The following is a 23161-nucleotide window of genomic DNA, read 5'->3' as shown; positions in this document are numbered from 1 at the left end:
TGATAAATTGACCGCTTGGTAAACATTGTGAATTTTCGATCTGCTGATTTACCCTGCGTCGTGAATTTCAATGGTAAAATCCGCAAATAATGCCTAAACTATAGACCGTGCCAATTTTCTAGTCATTGCTGGTTGGCAATTGCATTTAAAAGAAACAGGAAGCCCATGGCCATTCCACGTGCCGCAAAAACCCAAAAACGCACCCGTATTCAGGAAGAGAAACAGGAAGCAATTCTGGAAGCGGCACTGGATGTATTTTCCGTTCATGGTTTCCGCGGCACCACAATAGACCAGATTGCCGAAGTGGCGGGAATGTTCAAACCCAATCTTCTCTATTATTTTTTCACCAAGGAAGCGATGCATCGCGGCCTGATCGAAAAGGGGCTCGACACATGGCTGGATCCGCTGCGGGCGTTTAATGCGGACGGTAATCCTGAAACGGAAATCCGGTCTTATATTCGTCGCAAGTTGGAAATGGCACGGGACTTTCCGCGCGAAAGCCGACTGTTTGCCAATGAAATCCTGCAAGGCGCACCGCATATTGAAGATGAATTGAAGGGCCCGCTGAAAGAACTGGTCGATGAAAAGGCCGAGGTCATTCGTGTGTGGATCAAGGCGGGGCTGATGACCAAGTGTGATCCTTACCACCTGATTTTCTCGATATGGTCGACAACCCAGCATTATGCCGACTTTGACGTGCAGGTGCGTGCCGTGCTCGGCAAGGAAAATGACGGGGAGGGGCGCTTTGAAGATGCGGCGCGTTATCTCGAACAGTTGTTCGTCGGCGGCCTCAACATCAAGCCATTGAGCGCGTGATACGATATATATTTACGGTTGAAAAATGCGTCAGGTGAAAAATCATGACGTAAATCATCAACTTTATACTTTACTCGAAAACTCACCTTTATTATGGTGCCGGCAACCCCGACGATTCAGGGTGTGTTAAACAACATAAAGGTGAGGCATGGCGCGGAAAGACAAGAAGAAAGCTGAACGTGGTGGCAAGTCTGCTGCAAGTCAGTCTCAATCTGTAGTTTCCGCCAATGAACAGGTCGCTGCCGGCCCGAAAAGCTTTCTTTATGTTGGCGGCCGCGACTGCCAGGTTGCACATCTTCGCCAGATTGCCAGCAACTTCGATGCTGAACTGATCCATCACGATGGCGGGTTACGTGAGGCCGTCTCGCGTATCGATACACTGCTTCCCTCTGTCGACTGCGTTTTCTGCCCCATCGACTGTATTAGTCATGATGCGTGTCTGCGGGTGAAGTCGGGCTGCAAGAAATTCGGCAAGACGTTTATTCCGCTGCGCAACGGTAGCAAATCCAGTCTGGAGCGGGCGCTGCAGACGATGAATGAGCGGAATACCAGCAATGAGCGAAGAGCACAGTGACAGTTCATTATCTTTGAACGACGACCTTGCCGATCTGCACAAGATCGCAGCCAGCAATGGCGAAGGGTTTCTACCTGATATGCATGAAATTATCGGCGAGCGTGAGAGACGCTCCCGCGCCGCACGGGAAAAGACCAACATATTGCTCTTTCCCTATTTGAGGGCACGCCATCCCGGCGGTGACATTCCGGCCGATCTCGGCGCGGATGCGGAAAATGGCGGTAATATTCTGAAGTTTCGCTGGTACAAGCGGTAGAACGTTACTCTTGCAATATCGGAGTGCTTTCCTGGCTCAGGTTCTGACCTTGAAGAAAGCACCCGCGGCGAGAACCAGCCATCCACCGATCATGCCAAGGCCCCCTGATGGCGCCGCCATCGGGAAAAGGCTGCTTCCTGAGAAGTGGCGTGATACTAGATCGCCAACGAAGATCAGCGTTCCCAGGCCCAATAAAAGGCTGGCGGGCATTGCTGTTCTGACAGTATTCCATCCGATGAACAGTGCAACGAGGACAGGCGCATGAGCAAGGCTCATCGCTGACGCATTGCCCAGCATATAGGTTTCGCCGGTATGGGTGGCCGCTGCCGCCAAGGCGACACCGGCAGCACCAAGAATACCACCGAGGAAAAGTGCCACGGGGCGCAATCGGTCATGTGCGGTCATGATGGATTTTCTTCCTGATTTTGCATATGCAGAGCGAGCTGTTCGACCGGCCGCCAGATGATGTCGCGCAATTTGGAGTTAGCGATGGTCTCTTCCATAGCAAGCCGGAAGCACAGCAGCCACTCATCCCGTTCGGCCGGACCAATCGGTGCCACGAAATGGCGACGGCGCAGCATCGGGTGGCCATATTTTTCGACATAGACCGGTGGTCCGCCAAGATAGCCGGTCAGGTAGTCGTAAAACTTGCTTTCACTTTTGGACAAATCACGTGGATGGATGGCACGGCAGCGGGCCGCTTCCGGCATGGTATCCATCAATTCGTAAAACCGTTTCGTCAGCGCGCGGACGGTCTCGTCGCCGCCAATCGCCTGATACAGCGTGATGGTTTCATCGCTCAAGACCGTCATCCCTTGTTGGTTGCCGCACTTATTGCGCTAACAAAACGCAAGCGCAACAGTGAAACAGGGGATGCGGCAATTTCGCAGGGTGACCTCAGCCGAAATTACGGATGAGGTTCAAGCCCTTTTTCAACAGCGTTTCAGCGTCCTGCTCGTTGGCGGCTTCCACGTAGCAGCGCATCTCTGGCGCGTTTCCGGATGGGCGGAAGTGAATGGTGCTTCCGTCGGTCAGGGTAACACGAAGTCCATCTATGTCACTGGTGGACTGTACCTTGCCGACTGATGCAAGAAAACCAGCCAGATTGTCCCCGGAGGCACGCAAATGCGCCATTAGGGCAGCACTTTTTTCCTGGGCAAAATTCTCCAGCCTATCGGCTGCTGCAACGGGCAGATTATATGTTTCTGCCAGTGCCGAGAGTGTTTGTTTGCGCTCAGCGGCAAGCGACAGAACGGCGAGGATCGGCAGGAAACTGTCACGGGTTGGCAGCGGTGAAAGGCTGTATCCGTTGATGGTGAAGGTCGAGGCCGTCAGCAGGCCGCCATTGGCTTCAAAGCCCATGACTGCATCCTTGCCCGCCGCTAGTGCGTCGTTCATGCCTGCAATGACGAAGGGCGAGCCCACCTTGGTGCGGACAACATCGAAGTCACCGCTCGCTTCGATACCGGAGTTGGACGTGACCGGGGTGACGACAGCTTTGGCACCGAGGAAACCAGCAGTGATGAGGCCAATCAGGTCGCCACGCAAAGGCGTGCCGTTTTCATCGGCGAGCAGAGGGCGGTCGCCATCACCGTCGGCGGAAACAATGGCATCGAGCGTTTGCTGGTAGGCCCATTTTTTCAGGAGTTTTAACGTCTCGTCAGAAACTGCTTCCGTGTCGACGGGAATGAATGTCTCAGAGCGTCCGAGAGCTACTACGTCGGCACCATAATGGCTGAGAACGTCGACAAACAAATCCCGAGCGACCGTGCTGTGCTGATAGACGCCGATCTTCAGACCTGCGAGCGCGTTTTCAGGGAGCAGAGCGATGTTGCGGTCATAGAACAGCTTTGCCGTCTTGGCCGATTGGTCTTCTGCCGTTCCGGGCGTCAGATCGCGGAGTTCCTGCTCCACCTTTTCGGCTTGCGCAGCAATAGCGGTCTCATCCTGCTTGTCGATCTCGCCATCCGGGCGATAAAATTTGATGCCGTTACGGTCAGCCGGAATATGGGAGCCTGTGATCATCAAGGCTGGCGCATCAAGCGACATGGCGTGAAGCGCCAAAGCCGGGGTCGGCACTGTGCCGCAGTCAATCGGCTTGAAACCCGCGCGCGTCAACGCGCCAATGCAGGTTTCTGCGATGGAAGGGCTGGACGCACGAAAGTCGCGCCCGATCAATATGGGTGACCCTGTTTTGGCAAGACCAGCAGCAATCAGGTGTTTTGCAAAGGCAGTTGCGTAAACGGCAGAAGCGCTGCCTTCGAGGTCGACTGAGAGGCCGCGAAGACCACTCGTTCCGAATTTCAGGCTCATAATCCCTCGTTCCACATTTGCGCTGCGACGCAGCTAAATTGAATTTTGTCCAGATTTTTAAATGAATTAAACCCGGTTAGGTTCCAGCATCCATGTTGGCGCACATTACCACATTTTCTGGCCCATCTGCTTTGCAAGAGCAACAAAATGTTTGGTCGTTGCTAAAAGCCAGCCTTTCAAGTTTTAACTAAAGTAACTCAATATTCATGATGATGACCTAGAAATGACGTGTGCGGTTTTGCGCAATTTTGCCAAATCGTTGGTGCGTAAGCTTTGCCTGTCCATTTGTGGGACGGCTGAGTGTTGATCATGGAGTGTGTTGGAAGAGCGGATGTACAAGCTTGGAAAAGCGAAAGACAAACAGGCTCACTCGCCCATGGAAGAAGCTCCGCGGCCGCAGGGATCGCTGCTTGACGCCTATCTGAATGTCGAATCCGATAAGCCGTCATATACGGAATCTGAACGGTCCGCACTAAGGCCGGAGCCGCAACAACCTTACGTTATCCGTCCGCAACAATCTGCATTTGCCGGTTATTTCCCCGGCATCAACTTCATCGATCGCATTGGTATCGGTGATATTCTGTCGTGGCTGCGGGACGGCATCATATGGATCATTCTGGCGATCATCGCTTGTGTTGGTGCAGCGCTTGCCTATTCGGCAATGACACCACAGCGTTACACCGCCTACACCGATATCATCGTTAACCCATCCAACCTCAACGTGATCAATGATGGTGTGTTTTCGGTCAGCCCGCAGCGCGATACACAAATCCTTGAAGTCGAAAGCAAGCTGCGAACCCTGACATCCCGCAACGTGCTGTCGCAGGTTGTGAGCGAACTCAAGCTGGACAAAGACCCGGAATTTATCAACCCTACCCCGATTGAACGCTTCAAAATGTTGCTGTCCCGTCCGCCGGAAGAAGGCGACAACAGCATTGGAGCATTGCGTGCATTGGGCGACCGGGTGGTCGCCGAACGCGACCCACGTTCGTTTGTCGTGACGGTGGCTGTCTGGTCAGCAAACCCCGAAAAGTCGGTGACGCTTTCCAACGCCATCATCAATGCGTTTGAGAATGAACTGTTCCAGACAACGTCTGAAGGCAGTCGTCGTGTCGCCGATGACCTGAACACCCGCCTTGAGGAATTGCGCGTCAATGTGACGGAAGCGGAAAAGAAGGTCGAGGAGTTCAAGCGGCAGAACGGCTTGCAGGTCAATAATGGTGAACTGGTCAGTAACCAGTTGTCTGGTGAACTGAATGCACAGGTACTTTCTGCGCAACAGCGGCTTATTCAGGAAGAATCGCGACTGAAGCAGATGGAGCAGGCCATTTCGCAACAGCGTGTGGCGAGTTCTGCCATTTTTGACAGCGAGACGATGAACACGATCCGCGAGCAATACAGCATCTTACAGCAGCAGATCGGCGCGATGACCATGACCTATGGCAGCCGCCATCCACGCCTTGCGACTGCGAATGCAGAAAAGGCGATGCTGGAACAGGGGTTTACGCAGGAAGCGCAGCGTATTCTCGAAACCGTCAAAACCAGCGTTGCTGAATCACGGTCTTCACTGGATGCATTGCGCCAGAAGGCTGTTGCCGAACGTGCCAATGTGTTTACCGACAATGATGCGCAGGTGAAACTGCGTGATCTTGAACGCGATGCAAGAACCGTTGCTGCAATTTATGAAACCTATCTGACGCGATCGCGCCAGATTGCCGAACAGCAGGCCATCAACTCCACCAACGTCCGGGTTATTTCCCGTGCGGTTGCGCCAAACTTCCGCAGCTGGCCTCCCGGTAAAATGACGCTGATGATCTTGGGTGGTTTTGCCGGACTGTTCCTCGGAATTGGCCTGGCATTGACGTTTGGTGCGTGGCGTTATCTGCGCGGCAGTTACGGATTTGCCCCAGCTTCTGCCACGCGCGCCTGATTATTTTCGCGAAAATCGTTCCATATTGGCGGAGATCAGGTGCTTGAGCGCCTTGAGATAGCGTTTGGAACGGCTTTTGGCGGCAATTGCCGAACTCCAGTCGACCATCGACGAATTGATGTCGAAATCTCCGCGCTGGCTTTCCGGGATATCGCCCGCTTCAATGCGTTTGATCAGTGATGGCAAGGCCGCGTAAAACTGCGGCGAGCGATAGGGTGGGTGCAGTGAGTACATACCCTGGCCGGTTCCCATATAGTCCAACCGATAGAGATCCCTGGCAATCATATTGGTGCTCAGGGCTTCTTCTGCCGGCATGGAAATCGGCTTCTGGTTAAAGGCATAGGAGCGTATGCGGCGCTTGAGGTCGGGGCGCAGCAGGTCCAGCGAGCCGATGCGGTCAGCAAACCGTTGCATGTCGATCATGAAAATGCGCGTGCTGACAGTCGGGAAACGCCAGGCGGGACTGTCCAGCTGCAGTTTTTCTGCACGAAGAATGTGCTTTACCCCGGGCATCCCAACATGCAGTGAAAGGCTCATGTCGCCACCATCTTTCGGTGGGCCGGAGAAGGGGCACACGACCAATACGTTTGGTTGTGCTTCAAGCTGGGCGATGGCTTCGCTTATCCATGTTTGGCTGGCGCCGCCAAACAGCATGTCGCTGTCCATGTGCAGCACGTAACGGGCGTTGGCGCGCATGAGCCCATAAAAATACACATAGAAAGGGCCGCCATCGAATGCCTTATCGGGATAATGCGGAGCCCTGGAAAAGAACAGTTGCCCGAGTTTTCGGTGTGCTTCTGTGCCATAGTCGACCGTGTCGATATGCAGTTTGGGATGCTTGATCCTCAGGCTTTCCAGAAATGCAAATAACCGTGCCTTGGCCGCGTCAAAGCCCTGTCCCTTGTAGCGGCCAGCATTGACCTGTCCGGTATCAACCGTCAGCAAAATGCGGTCGACCTGATTTTCCCATACCCGGATCTGATGCGGCAATGTGTGGATGACATGCTGCGCATCAAATGGATGCATATTGATTTGAAGGGCAGTTTGGACGGGCGGCAGATCAGCACTCATGGATTATGCACCGCGATTACGGAATTCGTTGATAACGGACAACATGGATTTCGGCTGGAAACTCCAGTCCAGCGGCAATGGTCGATTGACCGTGCCGTCCTTGCGCGGATAGGCCCACCGTATCCAGCTGTACTGGTCGGAAATGCCCCAGGTGGTGATGGAATCGAGAGGGCCGCCTTCCGATGCGGCCTCAAGGAAGTCCTTGACCTGTGCTGAAATAATTGCGTCGCGTTCCTCTGCCGGTTCCGGCAGTTTATGGTCCATCACATCAAGCTCAGTCACCAGAACCTTAAGGCCATGTCCGCGCATTTCGCTGACAAAGGCGGCCAGTTCCTGTTTGGCAATTGGCCAGCCGCCACGCAGATGACCCTGCAAACCGATTGCATGGATCGGTACGTCCTGATCCAGCAGTTCCAGTACGAGATCGCGGAAGGCCGCGCGCTTATTGGGTGAGTTGCGGATCGAAAATTCAATGTCGTATTCGTTGAGGACAAGTTGTGCTGTTGGGTCTGCCGCATGGGCATAACGAAACGCCTTGGCGATATGGTCGTTGCCAAGGTTCTCGAACCAGAAGCCATCACGACGGGCTTTTGGGCCATCTGCGGCGTCGGGGATTGGTTCGTTCACAACATCCCAGCTTCGTGTCACGTCCTTATAACGGGCGACAGTAGTGTTGATGTGATCTTCCATCAGCTTTTCAACGGCGGCTGCACCACTGACTGACGATATCCAGCTTGGCAGCGCTGCATACCACACCAGCGGATGTCCATGCATGGTCAGCTTGTTCTGGCGGGCGAAATCGGCAATCGCATCCACCGCGGTAAAATCATACGCGTCAGGGGAGGGACGCATGGCGTCCCACTTCATTTCATTGACGGGCGTGATGCGTGAGCAATATTGCAGGACGGCTTCGCCAACCCGTGAATCCGCCTGCATGTCCGGCAGATAGACGGCAGCCCCATAGGGGATAAGTTTACTGTCGGTCTTGGTCGATTTGGCGAAGGATGAACCAGCCGCTGTCAGTGACAGACCTGCCGCTGTTGCTGTGCGCAAAAAATCTCTTCTGCCAAACATTCTCGGCACCTGCTCCGCTTTGTCTTTTGATGGGACGGATAATAACAGACTATTGTTTACCGGAGGGTTTTCTTGTGAAATGAAGTTAACGCCCTGTTTGGCATGATATATCGGCAGTTTTTCATTTAATGCCGTAGTAACTTCCCTCTGCGCATGCTGCCGCCAGTTTTATTATTTGGCCAGAAATCACCCATGTCCGTTTCCGTCGTCATTCCTGTTCGCAATGGTGAAGCCTTTATCGGCGAAGCCATCAACAGCGTGCTGGCGCAAGGTCCGCTGGCCGGGGAAGTGATCGTAGTCGATGATGGTTCGACGGATGGAACGGCTGCAGTTGTTAAGGCAATTACAGACCCGCGCGTCACGGTGCTGACCAGACCTTCCGGGCGAAAGGGCGTGTCGGCGGTTCGCAATTTCGGTCTTTCAAAAGCCTCGGGTGAATGGACAATGTTTCTCGATGCCGATGACCGGTTGCGTGAGGGAGTTTTTGCCACCTTGCTTGCAGGTGCAGACGGCGCTGACGACGTTGCCATCTATGGCGACTATGAGCGGATAAATGAGCAGGGCGAAAAAATCGGTAGGCGCAATCTGATCCGCAAACGCAGCAAGCCTTCAGGTCACATTCTGGAAAATCTGGTTGGCGGCAATTTTATTGTCAATGGCGGCATCATGCTGGTCAAGACGGCAGTGTTTCGTGCGGTTGGCGGTTTTGACGAAACCTTGCGCTACGGCGAAGATTGGCATGGCTGGTGCCTGCTGGCGGCCAAAGGCCCGTTCCGCTATGTCGAAGGTGCGCATGTGCTCGATTACCGTGTCCACACCTCAAGCGTGATGATGTCCAAGACGCTGGAGTTTGCCGATTGTATTCCTGTCATTGACGCGATTTTTAATGACCCGTCCATTCTGGCAGGTCTGCCGTCCGAGCGGGTAAAAGCCCTGCGGCAGAAGGCGGAAGGGCATATGAATGCTTATACGATTGCCCAAGACATACGTGCGCACCGATATGGGAAAGCATTCATGGCATTAAGCGATACTTTAATTCACCGGCCAAGACAGGCCAAGCGCGCATTGCTGTTTTCGGCTGCTGCGCTCGCTGGACTGTAGGAGTTAGATTTTATGACCACTCAGGCTCCTCACGCCGTTGTCTGTATTCCAAGTTTTCGCCGGCCGGACGGTTTGAAAAAGACGCTGGCGTCGCTCGCCACACAACAGGTCGATTTTTCCTTTGCCATCGTGGTCATTGACAATGATGGCGTCGGTCAAGAGGCTCTGGCGGTCACGCAGAGCTTTCTTACTGATACAGGCATGTTGGGGCAGGCATTTGTTGAACCGCAGCAGGGCAATTGTTATGCCATCAACTCGGCCTTTGCCAAAGCGCGCAGCCTTTATCCCTCTGCATCTTACTTTTTGATGATCGATGATGACGAGATCGCATCGCCCATTTGGCTCGCCAATATGGTGCGCACGGCTGAAACGCTTGGTGTCGACATAGTCGGCGGTCCAGTCATACGCGCCTTTGACAAGCCCGCTTCCAAGGGGGTGGAGCTACATCCGCTATTTGGTTCGATCGAGGCAAAAACCGGCCCTGTCGATATGATCTACGGCTCTGGAAATTGCCTGCTGTCCAAACGGGTTTTCGAGAGACTGGAAAAGCCGCAATTTGACGTACAGTTCAACTTTCTCGGTGGCGGCGACATGGATTTCTTCACACGCAGCAAACGCTCCGGCTTGCGTTTTGGCTGGAGTGCGGAAGCCATCATCACCGAGTTCGTGCCGGTTGAGCGTATGGAACCCAAATGGATCATGACACGCTCATTGCGTACCGGCATCATCAACTATTCGATTGATCGTGCCCGCAGGCCCGGCCTGCAGGGAGCGGTGATGCTGCAGGCCAAGAATGTCATAAGCCTTGGACTGTCGCTCGTGCGTGCCGTCTCGGTGTTTGCAAAAACCGGTCAGCCGCTGGTTGCCACACACCCGGTTTTGCTTTCGGTCGGCCGTGTGCTTGCCAGCATCGGTATTACGCTGTCGCCCTATAAGGCAAAATCGCAATCATAAGCCGGTTCAGGCGCTTACCTGTGCAGGCGAGGGAGAATTGCGCAGGCTGAGCAGAGCCATCCATACGGCCAAGGCAATGCCGATTTCGACGATGAAATAGCTGCCAAGCGTTCCATAGATACCGAAGGCCCAGGTCGTCAGCGCCACAAGCAGCGAACCGATGAGGTTGCCGCTGTTCCAGATTTTTGCGCGGATATTCTGGTGTCCCGAAGCCCCCAATGCCTCGAGCGCAGTGGCTGCAACCGCCATAGGCAACACCGCCCAGCAGAGAATGCGGGTGAGGGTTGGCAGGGACACATATTCCTGGCCGAACAACAGCGGCAGCAGTGGCGCAAAAATGGTGATGACACCGGCGCTGCCGATAGCGATAACCAGTGCTGCTTTCAAAATACCCTTGGCGCGTTCAATGGTCTTGCCCATGCCCTGCATGGCAAGCGACGCGGAGCCCGGATAGATCAGGCGATTGAGCGCTTCTACAGAAAGGTAGGAGCTGTCCAGAATACGACGTGCAATCGAATAGCTGCCGAGAGTTTCTGCACTGGCCAACGCGCCGAGTATCAGGATGTCGGCATTACCGCGCACAGCCTTGAAGAAAAACTGGGTCGAGAACAGGATGCCGATACGGATTTCTTCACGCACGATCGTAAACAGCGGCGCGCCCAGCCTTTTGGTGGTCTTGAGGCAGATGACGGCTGTGATGGCGTGAGCCGCAAAGTTCCACAGTGCCCAGCCTTCCACGGTCGTGACATTGAAAACCAGACATGCGCCAACCGCAGCAATCGTCCGGGTTATCGCAAACAGCACTTCGAGCTTGTTTGCCGAGGCAAATTCCGAATGGGCAATAAAGCTTTGCGTCGATAACGACACCACCTTCAACAGAATGAGGTTGGTGAACAGGATCAATGCGGCGGTGATCAGCGTATCGACCAGCAGCGGTGACGTCGGGAAAAACACCGGTATGGTTATCATGCCAATCAGAAACAACAGGCCGCCGGATGCAGCGCTGAGAATGTAGGCATGACCGAGCATCATCGGATAGGACGAGCGATCCTGCGCCACACGGCGGATCAGTGTTTCGTTGGAACCGATGCCGCAGATTTGTACACCAAGATTGGTGACGGCGGTAATCGAGGCAAACAGCGCAAACTGTTCTACGCCGAGATGGCGGGCGAGCAGGGCGAATGTCAAAAGCTGGGCAGCGCTCGACATTAGTAGTGCGCCACCGGACGCCGAGTAAGACAGGGCCATTTGCAGCAAACGTCGGAAATTATAGTTTGACGTATTCACGTCCTGCTCCTGTTTTCCGGCTTGCGTGCCGCACATCCGGATATATGGCTTCAGTCACGCGACAACGCCCTGCCAGACCCGAATTGAGTTTTGACTTCTGACCTTAACTGCCTGACGGTAAGAGAGAGTTAAAGAGCTTCATGTTTTTATGGTTACTGGGGCTTATGTATCGTATCTCTGAGAAAATGATTCTGTATTTCAGGTCGATAGCCCAGTAGTTGGCAAGATCAGGCAAATTGAAAACGGCTTTATGAACATTAACGTCACCAAAGCAGGACCTTATGGCACGTTTAACTGACATGGATGATGTTTCTATGTCGGATGACGTCTCCGAGCGACCGAGGTGGCTTGTCGGATTTTTGTTCGTGGCCGTGTTTCTGTACTTGTGGATCTCCGTTCGACCATTTGAAAATCTTGCGACTGCTTCTGGTGGTTCCAATGCGCTGAACCAGCTTGTTGGCCTTGCTATTACCGGCGTGCTTTTGCTGTTTGCAGTGCACTACCAGCTTCTTGGCCTTTTGCTGAAACCGCGCTTGCCGATATTTCTCTTATTTGGCTGGATGTTGATTGCGTCCGTGCTGGGCAGCCAGCCCGGCACGGCCATCCAACGCCTGGTTTTTACCGGCCTGTTGTGTCTCATCACCAGCATCATTGCGGTACTTCCGTCTGATCGCCAGCAGTTTGCGCGTTTGCTGGCCATAGCGTCCAGTGTGTTGCTGCCGGTGTGTTATGCAGGTGTCATCTTTCTGCCGGCACGGTCCATTCATCAGGCCTATGACCTGTCAGAACCGGCGCTTGCCGGGGACTGGCGTGGTGTGTTCAACCACAAAAATGCCGCTGCACCAGCCATGATCATGCTGGTGTTTTTTGGGCTTTACCTGCGCGGTTCCTGGTCCAAATGGAAGGGAACGATCATCACGTTGCTGGCCTTCGTTTTTCTGATGAAGACGAATGGTAAAACAGCCGCCATGCTTTTGCCTGTTACGCTGATGTTGTCCTGGTGGCTGGAACGGCACCCGCGCCAGGTTCTCTTGGTAGTGGGTGGCCTGATCGGTCTTTTGAACCTGTTTGCGGTGGGCTCTACCTTCTCCAGTTCAATTCGCGATGTGGTTGAGAGCCTGGGTGTCGACGCGACATTCACCGGACGTACGGATATCTGGGAACTGTCATTCGTCACCTTTTTCCATTCACCGATTTTCGGGCAGGGGTTCCAGTCTTTCTGGAACACCACCGCCTTGCTCGACCAATTTGCAGTTCATGAGACATGGGCGGTTGGCGCAGCGCACGCCCATAACGGTTACATTGAAAGCCTGCTGAATGGCGGTCTGCCTGCTTTCGTTCTTACCTGCATCTGGCTGGTTATCCTGCCGGCACGCGATCTTACCAAGTCTATCCAGAACGGTGCCGCGCCGGATTTGAACCGGCTATTTGCCCGTATGTGGATCTTCGCTCTGCTCTCTGCTTGCCTTGAAAGCAATTTTTTCACTGGGACTGGTCCCATCTGGTCTTCAATGTTGATTGCAATCTATTGTATGCATCACCAGGCTCATGACCAACTCTGTGAGGCAAATGTTGCTTCGGTTTCTTCGAAACAACGTTATCCGGAAAGGCACATAACCCATGTCTAGCAAGGGAACGCTGTTTGAGAGAATTTCCAACCGTCTTGTCCGGCATATTCCGACAAAGCGCGTGGATGTGCAGACTCGTACACCAATCGTGTCCTTTACGTTTGACGATATTCCGCAGACGGCAAGCAGGGCTGGTGCGCAGATCCTGGAAGATGCCGGCGGGAAGGGTACGTTTTATATCTCGGCCAGTTTTATCGATACGGTCGACAATGGCGAGCAGATGGCAACCACTGCCGACTGCAGAGAACTTGCCGCGCGCGGGCATGAGCTTGCCTGCCACACATATTCTCACCGCAAACTGATTAGCTTTTCGAAGCAGGAGTTGGATAACGATCTGACACGCAATGGCGAAGTGCTTTCAAGCTTCGACCATCGTCAAACGCCACGCAATTTTTCAGTGCCGTTTGGAAAGGCTTATTTGCCATCGCAACCGACGCTGAAGCGACGCTTCCGTTCATCACGCGGCATTTTGCCTGGCGTCAATCGCGAGAATACCGATCTCTACCATCTGCTGGCGGTCGAACTTCGTCCTGATCCGCATTTTTTGGAAACTGCAGATTATTGGCTGAATTCGGCGATTGAAAATCCCGGCTGGCTGATTTTCTTCACGCATGACGTCTCGGACAATCCATCATTTTACGGATGCCCTAGGGAGCGTCTGCAATCGCTTGTGCAAAGGTCGGTTGCTGCTGGTTGCCGCATCCTGACTGTCGATGCGGCGCTGGAGGAGCTTGGCCTCGTAGAGGCGAAGCGGGCTGCCAAGGTATAGTTGGTTTTGGTTAGTGCCTTGCCAGCTTCATTTTGAGGCCTGAGGCGCTAATGACCACAAGCATGACGACAATCAGGGCTGGCCAGATAAAGCAGAGTGTCAGGCCCATGACGCGCATGACATCCCATCCGCGGCCCTTTTTCACACCTTCCAGATACGTCATGGTCAGCGAAATTGCGGTGCCGATCACATAAATAACAAGCGAAATGGTCGTGAGCATTGTCGTTTCCCACTGTGGACGTTAGAAAATTCATTTACCGAGTTATTGATTAAAATTATATCAATCATGGAAATGCGGCAACATTGAAGAACGCCCGGAACGCCTGCAAACCGGTCTAATTGTCACCCTTCAAATCTTAGGGTCACAGACATTTGCCAGAAACGAAAAGAGCCAGACCTTATTTGGGCTGGCTCATCTGGTAGGGTTTTGGGTTTGGCCGGGTCTTTGTTTGCGGCAGTTTTTTGGCAGCTGCTGCGCGCTTGGGAAAAAAACGGTGCTGTAGCAGGGCATAGATCGCCAGCGGATTGGTCAGTAGATAGCGTTTGCCCAAACGACGGGGTTCCTGCAGCATGCGGTGAAGCCATTCCAGCCCCATATCCTGCATCCATTGCGGCGCACGTTTGTTGCGTCCGGCAAGGAAGTCGAACAGGCCGCCACAGGTCTTGATGACGGCGACGCCTTTCAGCTTGTCGATATTGCGGCTGACAAATTGCTGCTCAAGCGGAATGCCAAAGCCGACCCACAATATGTCGGTGCCTGATTTGATGACTTCTTCAATGACGGCGTCTTCCTGATCGGCAGTAAAATAGCCATTGCGGGCACCCGCAAAGATCAGATCAGGATAAAGCTCTTTCATTTTGGCAACTGCGTCGTCATTGACCTGTGGCGTCGCACCAAGGAAATAAAACCGCGTTCCCGTCTTCTCTGCCCGTTTGGCAACGGCATGAACAAGATCCGTCGTGGCGACACGTTCCGGCAATTGCTGTTTGCAGAACCAGCGGGTGAACAGCACGAGCGACATGCCGTCAGCATGGATTTCATCGGCCTCGACAATGGTCTGCTCAAAGGCAGGATTGCCGTGACATTCGGCGATGACTTGGCCGTTTGCAGATGTGGAGTAATAGGGGCGGGCAGTGTGGTCACGTGTGGGGGTGGCACGTTCGATGAAGTCATCGGCCGATTCTTCCATGCCTGCTTTAACGACTTGCAATCTCGCGAGTGCAATCGTCGGCCAGTTTCTCCCTTGGCCTTTTGCATGCATGGTGTTCATCCCCACAAAATCATTTTGGATTTAAACGGTTATTGGCCCGTTTCGAACTATATTACTGCCTCTTTAAATACAAAACTGCAACGCGAAAGGGTTGGTCTAGTTAACTGCAAGTTACGCCAATTCGTATAATCGAGCGTTTTTACCGTTATTTAGCCAAGAAAATGCGTCGTTTCCTGTCGTTAAGTTGGTCAAATGTTCCCAAACGGGCAGGTGAAACAGCATAAGGGGATTTTGTATTCATCTTTTGCTAACCATACCGCACAAGGGCTGTGCATGAAGGCATGTAATGAGGTTAGCGGGGAGGGGCCTCACAGGAGGGGGGCTGAGGTCCGCTCTAAATGGAAACGACACGGCTACGGTAGTCGTGTCGTTTGTAATGTGACGTTAGGGCAGATGCCTTAGTCTTTTATGCGTCGTAGAAGATTGATCAGCTGATTGCGCGCCTTTTCTCCTCCAAGGCGGCTGATGAGCTTTTCCTCATTATGTTTCCAGATCTCGGAGAGATTGCTGAGCATTTCGCGGCCATCAGGTGTCATATCCAAAAAATGTACCCGGCGATCCGTGTCTGATTTTCTGCGGGCCAGCAGCCCCTTGGCTTCCAAATTGTCAATGATTGCAACGAAGTTTGCTCTTTGTATGCCGAGTGCCTCGGCAACGTCGCTTTGCTTGAGATCAGTGTTATTTGCCACGACGATAAGGACCGAGAAATCCGCGGGCCGCAGCCCGATCGATGCCAGGCTGTCATTAAAGTCCTGAACTACAGCGAGCTGTGCGCGACGCAAACGGTATAATACTGCCTCCGACAGTATGGAATAATCGACATCACTCCCCCCATAGGACGGCTTGTCGGGGGACGCTGCATACTTGCTTTTACTCTTTGAAGTTACATATGCGAGATTCCCATCCATCATCGACTCCTCTGATTCGATAGTGATATTAATTAATTACAGAATTATCTTTATTAGAACAAGTTTAATAACGAATGAAAAATAAACGATATTGCTCTATTTCTGATAGTAATGTCCTGATGATTTTGTGATTTTGGTAACGATGCGCTTCTTAGCGGTCGGCAGTTTTGTTGGCGAAGTCACGGGCTTAGCCAGTTTCATGCGACAACCTGCCCGATGACGGCCAGATACATGCTGAAGGGTGGAGTGATGCAAGTCGCTGCATTTTCCGCATTGATGCGAAGCGCAACCTAGTCTAAGAACCAACATAGTTCAGGGCGATTCAGCGCCCTTACGGATGCACCCGTAGCTCAGCTGGATAGAGTGTTGGATTCCGATTCCAAAGGTCACAGGTTCGAATCCTGTCGGGTGCGCCATAATCTTCAAAAAATAATGATTTTATGTTGTCGCGTGCCCGCGTGACGATCACTGTTGCCGGACATGTAGAATGCAGATGTCCGAGAGGGCTTCAGCCCAGCGTGCCGCTCTGTTCGCCTGTCAGATAATAATAGAAAAAGGCAGCGGCGAAAAAGGCCACAACAGCCAAAATGACGAGCAAACGTTTTTGCCACGGCGGGGTTTGCCGCGGTGGTTTTGGTTGAGGGCGACGCTCGAATTTTAAAACGTTTTCTGACATGGCATTTGCATAGAACAAATCTGTGCTGTTGCCAATCATCGCAACTGCAAACCAATGCGTGTGGGTTAATTTCCACAAACTGTGATGCGCGTGACCGTAGACACGGTTTGCGCTGCTGGGTTCTGTGATGTGCTTTTTGGAAGGCTGGGGCAGGCCGCTCTAAACTGTGCGTTACCTGTCAAAAGGCTCATCTATGGGAGCCAAATGGTGCCGGCTTTTGGGCGTCCGCCACCATTAATGCGCAGTAGTTTCAATGTGCGTATTGGCGCACACTGCCAAGGGATCAACGACCCCAAACAGCATGGCTGATCTGCTCACGACGCAGGCCGATATCGTTCAACGAACGTTCGTCCATCTGGTTCAGTTCGCGAACTGCGCGACGCTTTGCTGTGTAACTTCTTACGATTTCGCCGAATTTCATGTCCATCTCCTTTGTTTGGTATGACTAAATAATAGGACATTTCTCGCCTAAAAATAATGCATAAGTATAATTGGCAGGCATGCGTTTTTTGCATCCCATGCCGCTTTACGATGCTGGGTTGCAAGGTTGCCTGTATTTTGATCGAAATTGCCGCTGAAACTGGGTGGCCTGAAACCTGTAGGTGGCTTTGGCTTACGTCTTGAGGAATTCTAGCATGCCTTTGGCTGCCGCTTTGCCTGTCGCAAGGCATGCGGTCAGCAGATAGCCGCCTGTTGGCGCTTCCCAGTCCAGCATTTCACCAGCTGCAAAAATGCCCTGCAACGGGCGCAGCATGTAATTTTCATCCAGTTGCGACCATTCAATGCCGCCAGCGACCGATATTGCCTCGGCAATTGGTCTGGTCGTGGCTACCGGAAGTGCAAGCCCTTTGATCTTTGCTGCGACAGCGGCAGGGTCCAGCTGGCTGATCTCAGGTGTGAGTTCACGCAACAGGGCAATCTTGACGTCGCTAAGACCGGTCTTTTTGCGCAGTCTGTTGGTAAGGCTGTCTTTCGAGTTGGCTTTGGCGAGGTCGCTGGCCAGCTTTTCTTCCGTCTTGCCCGGCGCAAGATCGAGAAACAGGGTTGCCTTGCCTGTGTCCAGCAGCGCGTCACGCAACACGGCGGAGTGGGCGTAGATCAGGCTGCCTTCGACGCCATGTTTGCTGATGACAAATTCACCCTGAAAGCTGCCAGCCGCTGAACTTGTCACCACGGATTTGATTGCGGCACCGGCAAAACGGCTGCGGAAGACATCGCTCCACGGAAGATCAAAACCACAATTGGCTGGTTTGAAGTCGGCAATGCCAATGCCTTTGTCTCTCAAGGTCGGCAGCCAGGCGGCGTCGGATCCAAGCCGGGGCCAACTTGCGCCGCCAAGTGAAAGCAATGTGGCGTCTGAGCGGACGTCGATTGTTCCAGTTGGGTTCTCAAAGGTCAGCAGGTCGCCGTTAAAACCGGTCCAGCGGTGGCGGGTATGAAGTTTGACGCCCTGTTGTTCGAGGCGATGCAGCCATGCGCGCAACAGAGGCGAGGCTTTCATGACCTCGGGAAACACCCGGCCGGAGGTTCCCACAAAGGTTTGCTGGCCGAGTTCTGCCATCCAGTCACGCACATCGGATGGTCCGAAGTCATCAAGTGCCGGTTGCAGATGTTGTTTGGCTGCGCCGAAACGCTCATTGAATGCGGAATAGGACTCGGAATGGGTGATATTCAAACCGGACTTTCCGGCCATCAACAGCTTGCGTGCTACGGTGGGCATGGCTTCATAGACGCTGACATCATGACCCGCGGCAGACAAAATATCAGCGGCCATCAGGCCGGATGGTCCGCCGCCAATGATTGCCACATGCTTTTTTGCCATTCGGAATGCCATCCTGCTTTTACCAATGCTGAAGTTAGAGCGTTGTTATCGCAAGTCGGCCGGGTTTTGCACGGCCGCAGCACTTATTTTTGCAAATTGATAGCGGGGCGTCGATTCGCTGCCTGAGAGGGAACTTATGGCGGTGTAGACCGCCATAAGAGCTTTCTGGTACGTCAGGCAGGGATTTGCAGTTAAAGTTTGCCAGCCCCGGCATTCGCCCTGACATAATCAGGTACGTCTTTCGCGGGAATGGGACGCTTGCCATAGAGAGCCGGTTTCCAGCCCACATCTGGTGAAATCGGCTTTTTCGGATCAGCATTCAGTACTGTCGCAAAGTCTGCGGCCTCACCATTCACCAGCGAGCCGGAGTCAAAGAACCTTGTTCCGCCTTGAATGTTGCCCGCATTGCCAATGTTGCCGTTCCTGATCTCAAAGAAGTTGTTTTCCGAATAAATGGCAGAGCCTTTGCCGATACCAAAAGCGCTGCGGAAAATAGGGATGTCCTTTGACTGGCTGATGCCGCGTTCATGATTTTCAAGGACGCTCAAATTTGCGTCAGGCGCACCGGATGCATCGCCGGTGAAGTAGTTGTTGTAGCTATGCACCTTGCCATAGCGCACGCGCGGCATGCGCTGTCCTGCGTTTTCAAACCAGTTGCCCCTAAACGTGACGTTCAGTTTGCCCTCGTCTGAGGTCAGGCTGTCGCTACCGCCGATCAGTGATGTCTTGTCGTGATTTTGAAAGTGATTATAGCTCAGAGTTACGAGGTCGGCGCCGTTGGTAATGTCCACTTGGCCATCGTGGTGCTGCACTTTTTGCTCGACCTGATTGTGTGGGAAGGGGAATACTGGCGGGAACAGCTTGTCCGGCCGCTCACCATCGGTGAAGGTGTTGTGATCCAGCCAGACCCTTTTGCCGCCATTGATTGAGATGCTGTCATATTCGGAGTTCCAGCGGCCGCCGGGGCATTTTTGCGGGCCGGTATCAGCATCGACATAAATCTCGTCGCAACCGGGGTAATTCTTGTTCAGCGACCAGGAATCACCCGGATCCCAGGCCGGGAAATAATCGAAGGCATCTTCAAATGTGATGTTGCGGATAATGACGTTTTCGGTGCCGTTGCCGATAAACAGATTACCCTTGAGGATTTTGGCATCATTGCCAAGGCCGATGATCGTGGTGTTGGAGGTGACCTGAATAACGATGCGCTTTTTCTGATTGTCGGCAGACCGTTGCCGTGCTTCTTCCTGTGGGCCAGTCAAGTCACGTTCCGGGCGCTTTTTGTCGGTCAATCTCACGTTCCAAACTGCGGGCGCGTAAGCCTTTTTATAGGCCTCAAAGTCATAGGCGGGATCTGCGTAGTCTTTCTGGGTCAACTCGTTATTGTTATCGTCGACCGACAGATTGATAGTGCCTTCTACCTTGATGATCTTGGGCAAATTTCCGCCTGCCTGGAGTGCGTCCAGCAATTCGTTGCGGTTTGACACGGTGTAGATGTTGGACGGGTCGGCCTTCGAGCCACCATCCGTGCCTGCGGCCCAGCCATCATTCTCGCCAATTGCCTGCTGGGCAATTTCTTCGTGTGCCTGTGCGGCGAGAATTGGCACGATCATGCCGGACAGGACTGTCCCTGCCACGAGAAACGCGGCTTTGCGGAATGTGGTTGTCATCACTGTCTCCTCCTCGAAACGTAGAATCAACTCCCCCGTCAGAATGGTAGACATTATTGTGAATTTAGCACAATCAATAATTGAATATATAATTTCTGGTTGCATATAATATTGGCTGAATCTGTTTTCGAGCTTTATGCATTAAAGCGCTGCTCTCCAGAAGCCGATGCTAAATAGCGATGTAAAGGGTATTGTGTAGAGCGACTTATGCCGAAGCTGATTTACGGGCTTTTAGAATAGCAACCTGATGCAGCGTATTGCGTCTGCTCATTTCCAGATGTGTCTTGAGCGCCTGCACGATCTTATCCCTGTCCCCGGTTTTGATGGCATCAAGGATGGACTGATGTTCGGCGACCGACCGGCTGTAATCTCCCGGCAGTGAAACGAACACCGTGTGGGTTTGCGCAACAATGCGGGCATGGGTTTCCGAGATGATCGGCATCTGCGCGGCATCCACCAACAAGCTGTGAAAGGCCCGGTCGTACTGCAGGGCTTTCGACAGGTCGTCGAGGGAATGGCGGGTTGCGAAGTATTTATGCTGCGCAAGTGTTTCTGTGAGTTTCTTCTGTAAGGTCAGATCGAAACGACCTGCGTCAAATGCTGCCTCCACCGCGCCCTTTTCGATAAGGATACGCGCGGCATAAAGCGCTTCGACATCGGTTTCACCGAAACTGCGGACAACCATTCCCCGCCGGCTTGAGGTGGTGACAAGGCCGTCTCCTTCCAGACGAAGACATGCCTCCTTGATGGGGGTGGGGCTGATGCCGAGATCGACAGCAAGTTCGTTGGGCAAAAGGCGGAAACCTTCCGGCAATCGCCCCTGAATGATGCGGTTGCGCAACTCCTGATAGGCCTGTTCGGCCAGCGTGGTCTTAATCATCGTCATGGCGGTATTTTCTGTCAGATCCATCACGAGTGCAATTAAAAACAAAAAATAAAAAATTTTTTATTTTCTAACGTATGGTTCTGCGTTAGATGTTGATCAAAGAAGGAGAGGAGGCCTTCGTTCTAGCCAGATTTTTCCTGCAGCCCCAGTTTGCCTGCACCCTTGCGGCGGCAGCACAGCTGCCCCCACCCATGACATTCCAGTTCACGATCCCCCACGTTTTCCAGCGTTCACGGATCGACCAGGAGCAAAACAGATGAAAATTGCCTCAGTTCACCCCTTTATTCTCCACCTGCCACTGACGTCGGATTCCATTTCAGATTCAACGCACAACATCACCCATTGGGGTGTGGTAGGTACCAAAATCGTCACCGATGATGGTCTGGAAGGCTATGGTTTCACCGGTACGCATTCACATCTTGCATCAGACCGGTTGATCACTTCATGCATTCAAAATTGTTACGCACCGCTGCTGATCGGTGAAGATGCGTCGGATCACTCGCGCCTTTGGACGAAACTGGCGCGCAATCCAGCGCTGCAGTGGGTCGGCCGCGCCGGCATAACCCATCTGGCGCTTGCGGCTGTTGATGTCGCTCTGTGGGACTTGAAGTCCAAGAAGGCAGGCGTACCGCTGTGGAGTTATCTCGGTGGCGCCCGAACCAAAGGTGTCGAGGCTTACAACACTGATATTGGTTGGCTTTCCTTTAGCAAGGACCAATTGCTTGCCGGATCGGCAAAGGCTGTGGAAGAGGATGGCTTCACACGCATCAAGCTCAAGGTTGGGCATGATGACCCCAATGTCGATATTGAGCGCCTGACAGCAGTGCGTAAACGTCTGGGCAGTTCCATTCGCATCGCCATTGATGGCAACGGCAAATGGGATCTGCCAACCTGCCAACGGTTCTGTGCATCAGCGCAGGGGCTGGATATTTTCTGGTTTGAGGAACCACTCTGGTACGATGATGTCGGCAGCCATGCGACGCTGGCGCGCAACACCACTATTCCTGTCGCACTTGGTGAGCAGCTTTATACGGTTGATGCCTTCCGCTCCTTCATCGAGGCCGGTGCCGTTCAATATGTCCAGCCGGATGTGACGCGCCTAGGTGGCATTACCGAATATATTCAGGTGGCCGACCTTGCTCTGGCGCATCGTTTGCCGGTCGTGCCGCATGCCGGCGAAATGAGCCAAGTGCATGTGCACCTCAGCTATTGGCATCCGGCCTCGACCATTCTGGAGTATATTCCATGGATCAAGGACCATTTCGAAGAGCCGATTGCTGTCAAGGATGGTGTCTACGCGCGTCCTGAACGTCCGGGTGCCAGCACCACCATTCTGGCGGAAAGTTTTGCCCGCTATGGCAAAAGTCTGAGCTAAGACCGGCCCTCGATCTCAATTTTGATGTGCCCGATCTCAGCCGATCGGACACATCACATAAAGGTAATCAATGGAAAGTAGAATTTCATGAGTTTTTCATTCATGTAATTCTGGATCGGAGTTGTTCCGGCTGATATACGAGCTTGGAATGGTTCGGGGTCATCCGATATTGATTAGCTGTTTGGTATAAAATGGGCATTCGGGAAGACGACAAGCGTTATGCCGTTTATGTCGCGCATCGCCTTGATCTTATTAAATATGCCACACCCATTCTTGGCTCCCGAGAGGAGGCAGAGGATGTTGTGCAGGAAGCCTTTATCAAATTTGTACCGCAGCAGGCCGAAGCGCCGAGTGCCCTCAAGGCCTATCTCTTCCGTGTTGTTCGCAACCTTGCACTCGACGTCCGCAAACGTCGTTGCTACGACCTTCGGGAAAGACCGGATGACACGCCGTTCTGGGGCCTGCCGCAGGACCATGGCTCACCCGAAGACCATGCTTTGTTCTGCGATCAAGTTCGTCAGGTCAGCGAAATCCTCAACGAGATGCCAGCGGACACGCGCCTCGCGTTGGAAATGCACCGTTTTGGCGGCTATCGCATGGAGGATATTGCGGTGCATTTGGGTGTCTCGGTTGCCACCGCACACCGTCTGGTCAAGACCGGGCTTGCGGAGTTTGTCAGGAAAATGAAATGAACGTCCAAAAACATGACGTTTCCATGAAAAAAATAATGCGTTCAATCGTCTCTTTAGAAGGAGAGCATGAAACCGTTATTTTTACTCA

General features: G+C 53.1%; 23 protein-coding genes, 1 tRNA gene and 1 pseudogene. 11 read left to right on the top strand and 14 right to left on the bottom strand.

The genetic code is table 11. The features are described from left to right. Window positions 1-165 precede the first annotated feature (165 nt). The 3 genes and pseudogenes from HGO37_RS03115 (at window position 166) to HGO37_RS03105 (ending at window position 1646) form a co-directional block, all read left to right on the top strand. Window positions 166-816, top strand: coding sequence for a TetR family transcriptional regulator C-terminal domain-containing protein (locus tag HGO37_RS03115; protein ID WP_250982082.1), 651 nt, complete (start codon window positions 166-168; stop codon window positions 814-816). 250 nt (window positions 817-1066) lie between these two features. Continuing rightward, a pseudogene (locus HGO37_RS03110) lies at window positions 1067-1390 on the top strand (DUF2325 domain-containing protein); the annotation flags it as partial. Next, window positions 1371-1646: a hypothetical protein gene (locus tag HGO37_RS03105; RefSeq protein ID WP_250982080.1), complete on the top strand. Its 276-nt coding sequence runs from the start codon at window positions 1371-1373 to the stop codon at window positions 1644-1646. The pseudogene HGO37_RS03110 and the gene HGO37_RS03105, both read left to right, overlap by 20 nt. 36 nt (window positions 1647-1682) lie before the next feature. On the opposite strand, the gene HGO37_RS03100 is transcribed toward HGO37_RS03105, so the two are convergent. The 3 genes from HGO37_RS03100 to HGO37_RS03090 all read right to left on the bottom strand — a co-directional run bounded on the left by HGO37_RS03100 (window position 1683) and on the right by HGO37_RS03090 (window position 3959). Then, entirely contained in the window at window positions 1683-2051 is a 369-nt protein-coding gene (locus HGO37_RS03100) for a DUF423 domain-containing protein (RefSeq protein WP_250982079.1), read from the bottom strand. Then, window positions 2048-2449, bottom strand: coding sequence for a group II truncated hemoglobin (locus HGO37_RS03095; protein ID WP_250982078.1), 402 nt, complete (start codon window positions 2447-2449; stop codon window positions 2048-2050). Before HGO37_RS03095 ends, HGO37_RS03100 begins: the two co-directional genes overlap by 4 nt. A 94-nt stretch (window positions 2450-2543) precedes the next feature. Further along, window positions 2544-3959, bottom strand: a complete 1416-nt coding sequence (locus HGO37_RS03090; RefSeq protein ID WP_250982077.1) for a phosphomannomutase — start codon at window positions 3957-3959, stop codon at window positions 2544-2546. Between the two features lie 331 nt (window positions 3960-4290). Here HGO37_RS03090 and HGO37_RS03085 point away from each other — a divergent pair, with 331 nt between their 5' ends. Then, window positions 4291-5889, top strand: a complete 1599-nt coding sequence (locus tag HGO37_RS03085; protein ID WP_250982076.1) for a GumC family protein — start codon at window positions 4291-4293, stop codon at window positions 5887-5889. Here the strand turns inward: HGO37_RS03085 and HGO37_RS03080 are convergent, their stop codons facing one another. Further along, window positions 5890-6960, bottom strand: coding sequence for a glycosyltransferase family 2 protein (locus HGO37_RS03080; RefSeq protein WP_250982075.1), 1071 nt, complete (start codon window positions 6958-6960; stop codon window positions 5890-5892). Between the two features lie 3 nt (window positions 6961-6963). Next, window positions 6964-8034: an endo-1,4-beta-xylanase gene (locus HGO37_RS03075; protein WP_250982074.1), complete on the bottom strand. Its 1071-nt coding sequence runs from the start codon at window positions 8032-8034 to the stop codon at window positions 6964-6966. Window positions 8035-8226: 192 nt separating this feature from the next. Here HGO37_RS03075 and HGO37_RS03070 point away from each other — a divergent pair, with 192 nt between their 5' ends. Together HGO37_RS03070 and HGO37_RS03065 are read left to right on the top strand one after the other, a co-directional pair. Continuing rightward, entirely contained in the window at window positions 8227-9135 is a 909-nt protein-coding gene (locus HGO37_RS03070; protein WP_250982073.1) for a glycosyltransferase family 2 protein, read from the top strand. A gap of 12 nt (window positions 9136-9147) precedes the next feature. Further along, complete coding sequence (locus HGO37_RS03065) at window positions 9148-10089, top strand: glycosyltransferase family 2 protein (protein WP_250982072.1); 942 nt, start codon at window positions 9148-9150, stop codon at window positions 10087-10089. A gap of 6 nt (window positions 10090-10095) precedes the next feature. Here HGO37_RS03065 and HGO37_RS03060 read toward each other — a convergent pair whose 3' ends face one another. Beyond that, complete coding sequence (locus tag HGO37_RS03060) at window positions 10096-11337, bottom strand: lipopolysaccharide biosynthesis protein (RefSeq protein ID WP_502941381.1); 1242 nt, start codon at window positions 11335-11337, stop codon at window positions 10096-10098. A 353-nt stretch (window positions 11338-11690) separates the two neighbouring features. Between HGO37_RS03060 and HGO37_RS03055 the strand changes: the two genes are divergently transcribed. Together HGO37_RS03055 and HGO37_RS03050 are read left to right on the top strand one after the other, a co-directional pair. After that, window positions 11691-13004: an O-antigen ligase family protein gene (locus HGO37_RS03055; RefSeq protein ID WP_352230546.1), complete on the top strand. Its 1314-nt coding sequence runs from the start codon at window positions 11691-11693 to the stop codon at window positions 13002-13004. Further along, window positions 12997-13773, top strand: coding sequence for a polysaccharide deacetylase family protein (locus HGO37_RS03050; RefSeq protein WP_250982070.1), 777 nt, complete (start codon window positions 12997-12999; stop codon window positions 13771-13773). The genes HGO37_RS03055 and HGO37_RS03050 overlap by 8 nt, the downstream gene beginning before the upstream one ends. Window positions 13774-13783: 10 nt before the next feature. Here the strand turns inward: HGO37_RS03050 and HGO37_RS03045 are convergent, their stop codons facing one another. From HGO37_RS03045 to HGO37_RS03035, 3 genes are all read right to left on the bottom strand, one after another. Then, a complete protein-coding gene (locus tag HGO37_RS03045; protein WP_250982069.1) occupies window positions 13784-13993 on the bottom strand; it encodes a hypothetical protein in 210 nt (69 codons plus the stop codon). A 178-nt stretch (window positions 13994-14171) separates the two neighbouring features. Further along, window positions 14172-15035: a WecB/TagA/CpsF family glycosyltransferase gene (locus tag HGO37_RS03040; RefSeq protein WP_250982068.1), complete on the bottom strand. Its 864-nt coding sequence runs from the start codon at window positions 15033-15035 to the stop codon at window positions 14172-14174. A gap of 407 nt (window positions 15036-15442) precedes the next feature. Next, window positions 15443-15952 (bottom strand): MarR family winged helix-turn-helix transcriptional regulator, encoded by a 510-nt coding sequence (locus tag HGO37_RS03035; RefSeq protein WP_250982067.1) that lies wholly within the window; start codon window positions 15950-15952, stop codon window positions 15443-15445. 339 nt (window positions 15953-16291) lie between these two features. Here HGO37_RS03035 and HGO37_RS03030 point away from each other — a divergent pair. Then, window positions 16292-16368 (top strand) — tRNA-Arg (locus HGO37_RS03030). Between the two features lie 92 nt (window positions 16369-16460). Here HGO37_RS03030 and HGO37_RS03025 read toward each other — a convergent pair. From HGO37_RS03025 to HGO37_RS03005, 5 genes are all read right to left on the bottom strand, one after another. Next, a complete protein-coding gene (locus tag HGO37_RS03025) occupies window positions 16461-16667 on the bottom strand; it encodes a hypothetical protein (RefSeq protein ID WP_250982066.1) in 207 nt (68 codons plus the stop codon). A gap of 244 nt (window positions 16668-16911) precedes the next feature. Next, window positions 16912-17049 carry a DUF1127 domain-containing protein gene (locus tag HGO37_RS03020; protein WP_192488279.1) on the bottom strand — a complete coding sequence of 46 codons (138 nt, stop codon included), beginning with the start codon at window positions 17047-17049 and terminating at the stop codon, window positions 16912-16914. A 192-nt stretch (window positions 17050-17241) separates the two neighbouring features. Next, window positions 17242-18450 (bottom strand): TIGR03862 family flavoprotein, encoded by a 1209-nt coding sequence (locus HGO37_RS03015; RefSeq protein WP_250982065.1) that lies wholly within the window; start codon window positions 18448-18450, stop codon window positions 17242-17244. 191 nt (window positions 18451-18641) lie between these two features. Next, on the bottom strand, window positions 18642-20120 hold the full coding sequence (locus tag HGO37_RS03010) for a pectate lyase family protein (RefSeq protein ID WP_250982064.1): 1479 nt from the start codon (window positions 20118-20120) through the stop codon (window positions 18642-18644). 205 nt (window positions 20121-20325) lie between these two features. After that, complete coding sequence (locus HGO37_RS03005; protein ID WP_250982063.1) at window positions 20326-21006, bottom strand: GntR family transcriptional regulator; 681 nt, start codon at window positions 21004-21006, stop codon at window positions 20326-20328. A gap of 256 nt (window positions 21007-21262) precedes the next feature. Between HGO37_RS03005 and HGO37_RS03000 the strand changes: the two genes are divergently transcribed. Both HGO37_RS03000 and HGO37_RS02995 read left to right on the top strand, forming a co-directional pair. Further along, window positions 21263-22381 (top strand): mandelate racemase/muconate lactonizing enzyme family protein, encoded by a 1119-nt coding sequence (locus HGO37_RS03000; protein ID WP_250982062.1) that lies wholly within the window; start codon window positions 21263-21265, stop codon window positions 22379-22381. Window positions 22382-22572: 191 nt separating this feature from the next. Then, window positions 22573-23073: an RNA polymerase sigma factor gene (locus HGO37_RS02995; protein WP_250982061.1), complete on the top strand. Its 501-nt coding sequence runs from the start codon at window positions 22573-22575 to the stop codon at window positions 23071-23073. The last annotated feature ends 88 nt before the right edge of the window (window positions 23074-23161 follow it).

Origin of the sequence: Rhizobium sp. CG4 (assembly GCF_023701965.1) — a bacterium.
Lineage (GTDB): Bacteria > Pseudomonadota > Alphaproteobacteria > Rhizobiales > Rhizobiaceae > Agrobacterium.
The sequence above is the reverse complement of the archived record's forward strand: the minus strand, read 5'-3'. Positions and strand labels throughout refer to the sequence as shown.

Bases quoted from the DNA above. Each gene is read 5' to 3' on its own strand.
- HGO37_RS03115 (WP_250982082.1), top strand. From the start codon at position 166: ATGGCCATTCCACGTGCCGCAAAAACCCAAAAACGCACCCGTATTCAG.
- HGO37_RS03105 (WP_250982080.1), top strand. From the start codon at position 1,371: ATGAGCGAAGAGCACAGTGACAGTTCATTATCTTTGAACGACGACCTT.
- HGO37_RS03100 (WP_250982079.1), bottom strand. From the start codon at position 2,051: ATGACCGCACATGACCGATTGCGCCCCGTGGCACTTTTCCTCGGTGGT.
- HGO37_RS03090 (WP_250982077.1), bottom strand. From the start codon at position 3,959: ATGAGCCTGAAATTCGGAACGAGTGGTCTTCGCGGCCTCTCAGTCGAC.
- HGO37_RS03085 (WP_250982076.1), top strand. From the start codon at position 4,291: ATGTACAAGCTTGGAAAAGCGAAAGACAAACAGGCTCACTCGCCCATG.
- HGO37_RS03080 (WP_250982075.1), bottom strand. From the start codon at position 6,960: ATGAGTGCTGATCTGCCGCCCGTCCAAACTGCCCTTCAAATCAATATG.
- HGO37_RS03075 (WP_250982074.1), bottom strand. From the start codon at position 8,034: ATGTTTGGCAGAAGAGATTTTTTGCGCACAGCAACAGCGGCAGGTCTG.
- HGO37_RS03070 (WP_250982073.1), top strand. From the start codon at position 8,227: ATGTCCGTTTCCGTCGTCATTCCTGTTCGCAATGGTGAAGCCTTTATC.
- HGO37_RS03065 (WP_250982072.1), top strand. From the start codon at position 9,148: ATGACCACTCAGGCTCCTCACGCCGTTGTCTGTATTCCAAGTTTTCGC.
- HGO37_RS03060 (WP_502941381.1), bottom strand. From the start codon at position 11,337: ATGGCCCTGTCTTACTCGGCGTCCGGTGGCGCACTACTAATGTCGAGC.
- HGO37_RS03055 (WP_352230546.1), top strand. From the start codon at position 11,691: ATGTCGGATGACGTCTCCGAGCGACCGAGGTGGCTTGTCGGATTTTTG.
- HGO37_RS03050 (WP_250982070.1), top strand. From the start codon at position 12,997: ATGTCTAGCAAGGGAACGCTGTTTGAGAGAATTTCCAACCGTCTTGTC.
- HGO37_RS03045 (WP_250982069.1), bottom strand. From the start codon at position 13,993: ATGCTCACGACCATTTCGCTTGTTATTTATGTGATCGGCACCGCAATT.
- HGO37_RS03040 (WP_250982068.1), bottom strand. From the start codon at position 15,035: ATGCATGCAAAAGGCCAAGGGAGAAACTGGCCGACGATTGCACTCGCG.
- HGO37_RS03035 (WP_250982067.1), bottom strand. From the start codon at position 15,952: ATGGATGGGAATCTCGCATATGTAACTTCAAAGAGTAAAAGCAAGTAT.
- HGO37_RS03025 (WP_250982066.1), bottom strand. From the start codon at position 16,667: ATGATTGGCAACAGCACAGATTTGTTCTATGCAAATGCCATGTCAGAA.
- HGO37_RS03020 (WP_192488279.1), bottom strand. From the start codon at position 17,049: ATGAAATTCGGCGAAATCGTAAGAAGTTACACAGCAAAGCGTCGCGCA.
- HGO37_RS03015 (WP_250982065.1), bottom strand. From the start codon at position 18,450: ATGGCAAAAAAGCATGTGGCAATCATTGGCGGCGGACCATCCGGCCTG.
- HGO37_RS03010 (WP_250982064.1), bottom strand. From the start codon at position 20,120: ATGACAACCACATTCCGCAAAGCCGCGTTTCTCGTGGCAGGGACAGTC.
- HGO37_RS03005 (WP_250982063.1), bottom strand. From the start codon at position 21,006: ATGACGATGATTAAGACCACGCTGGCCGAACAGGCCTATCAGGAGTTG.
- HGO37_RS03000 (WP_250982062.1), top strand. From the start codon at position 21,263: ATGAAAATTGCCTCAGTTCACCCCTTTATTCTCCACCTGCCACTGACG.
- HGO37_RS02995 (WP_250982061.1), top strand. From the start codon at position 22,573: ATGGGCATTCGGGAAGACGACAAGCGTTATGCCGTTTATGTCGCGCAT.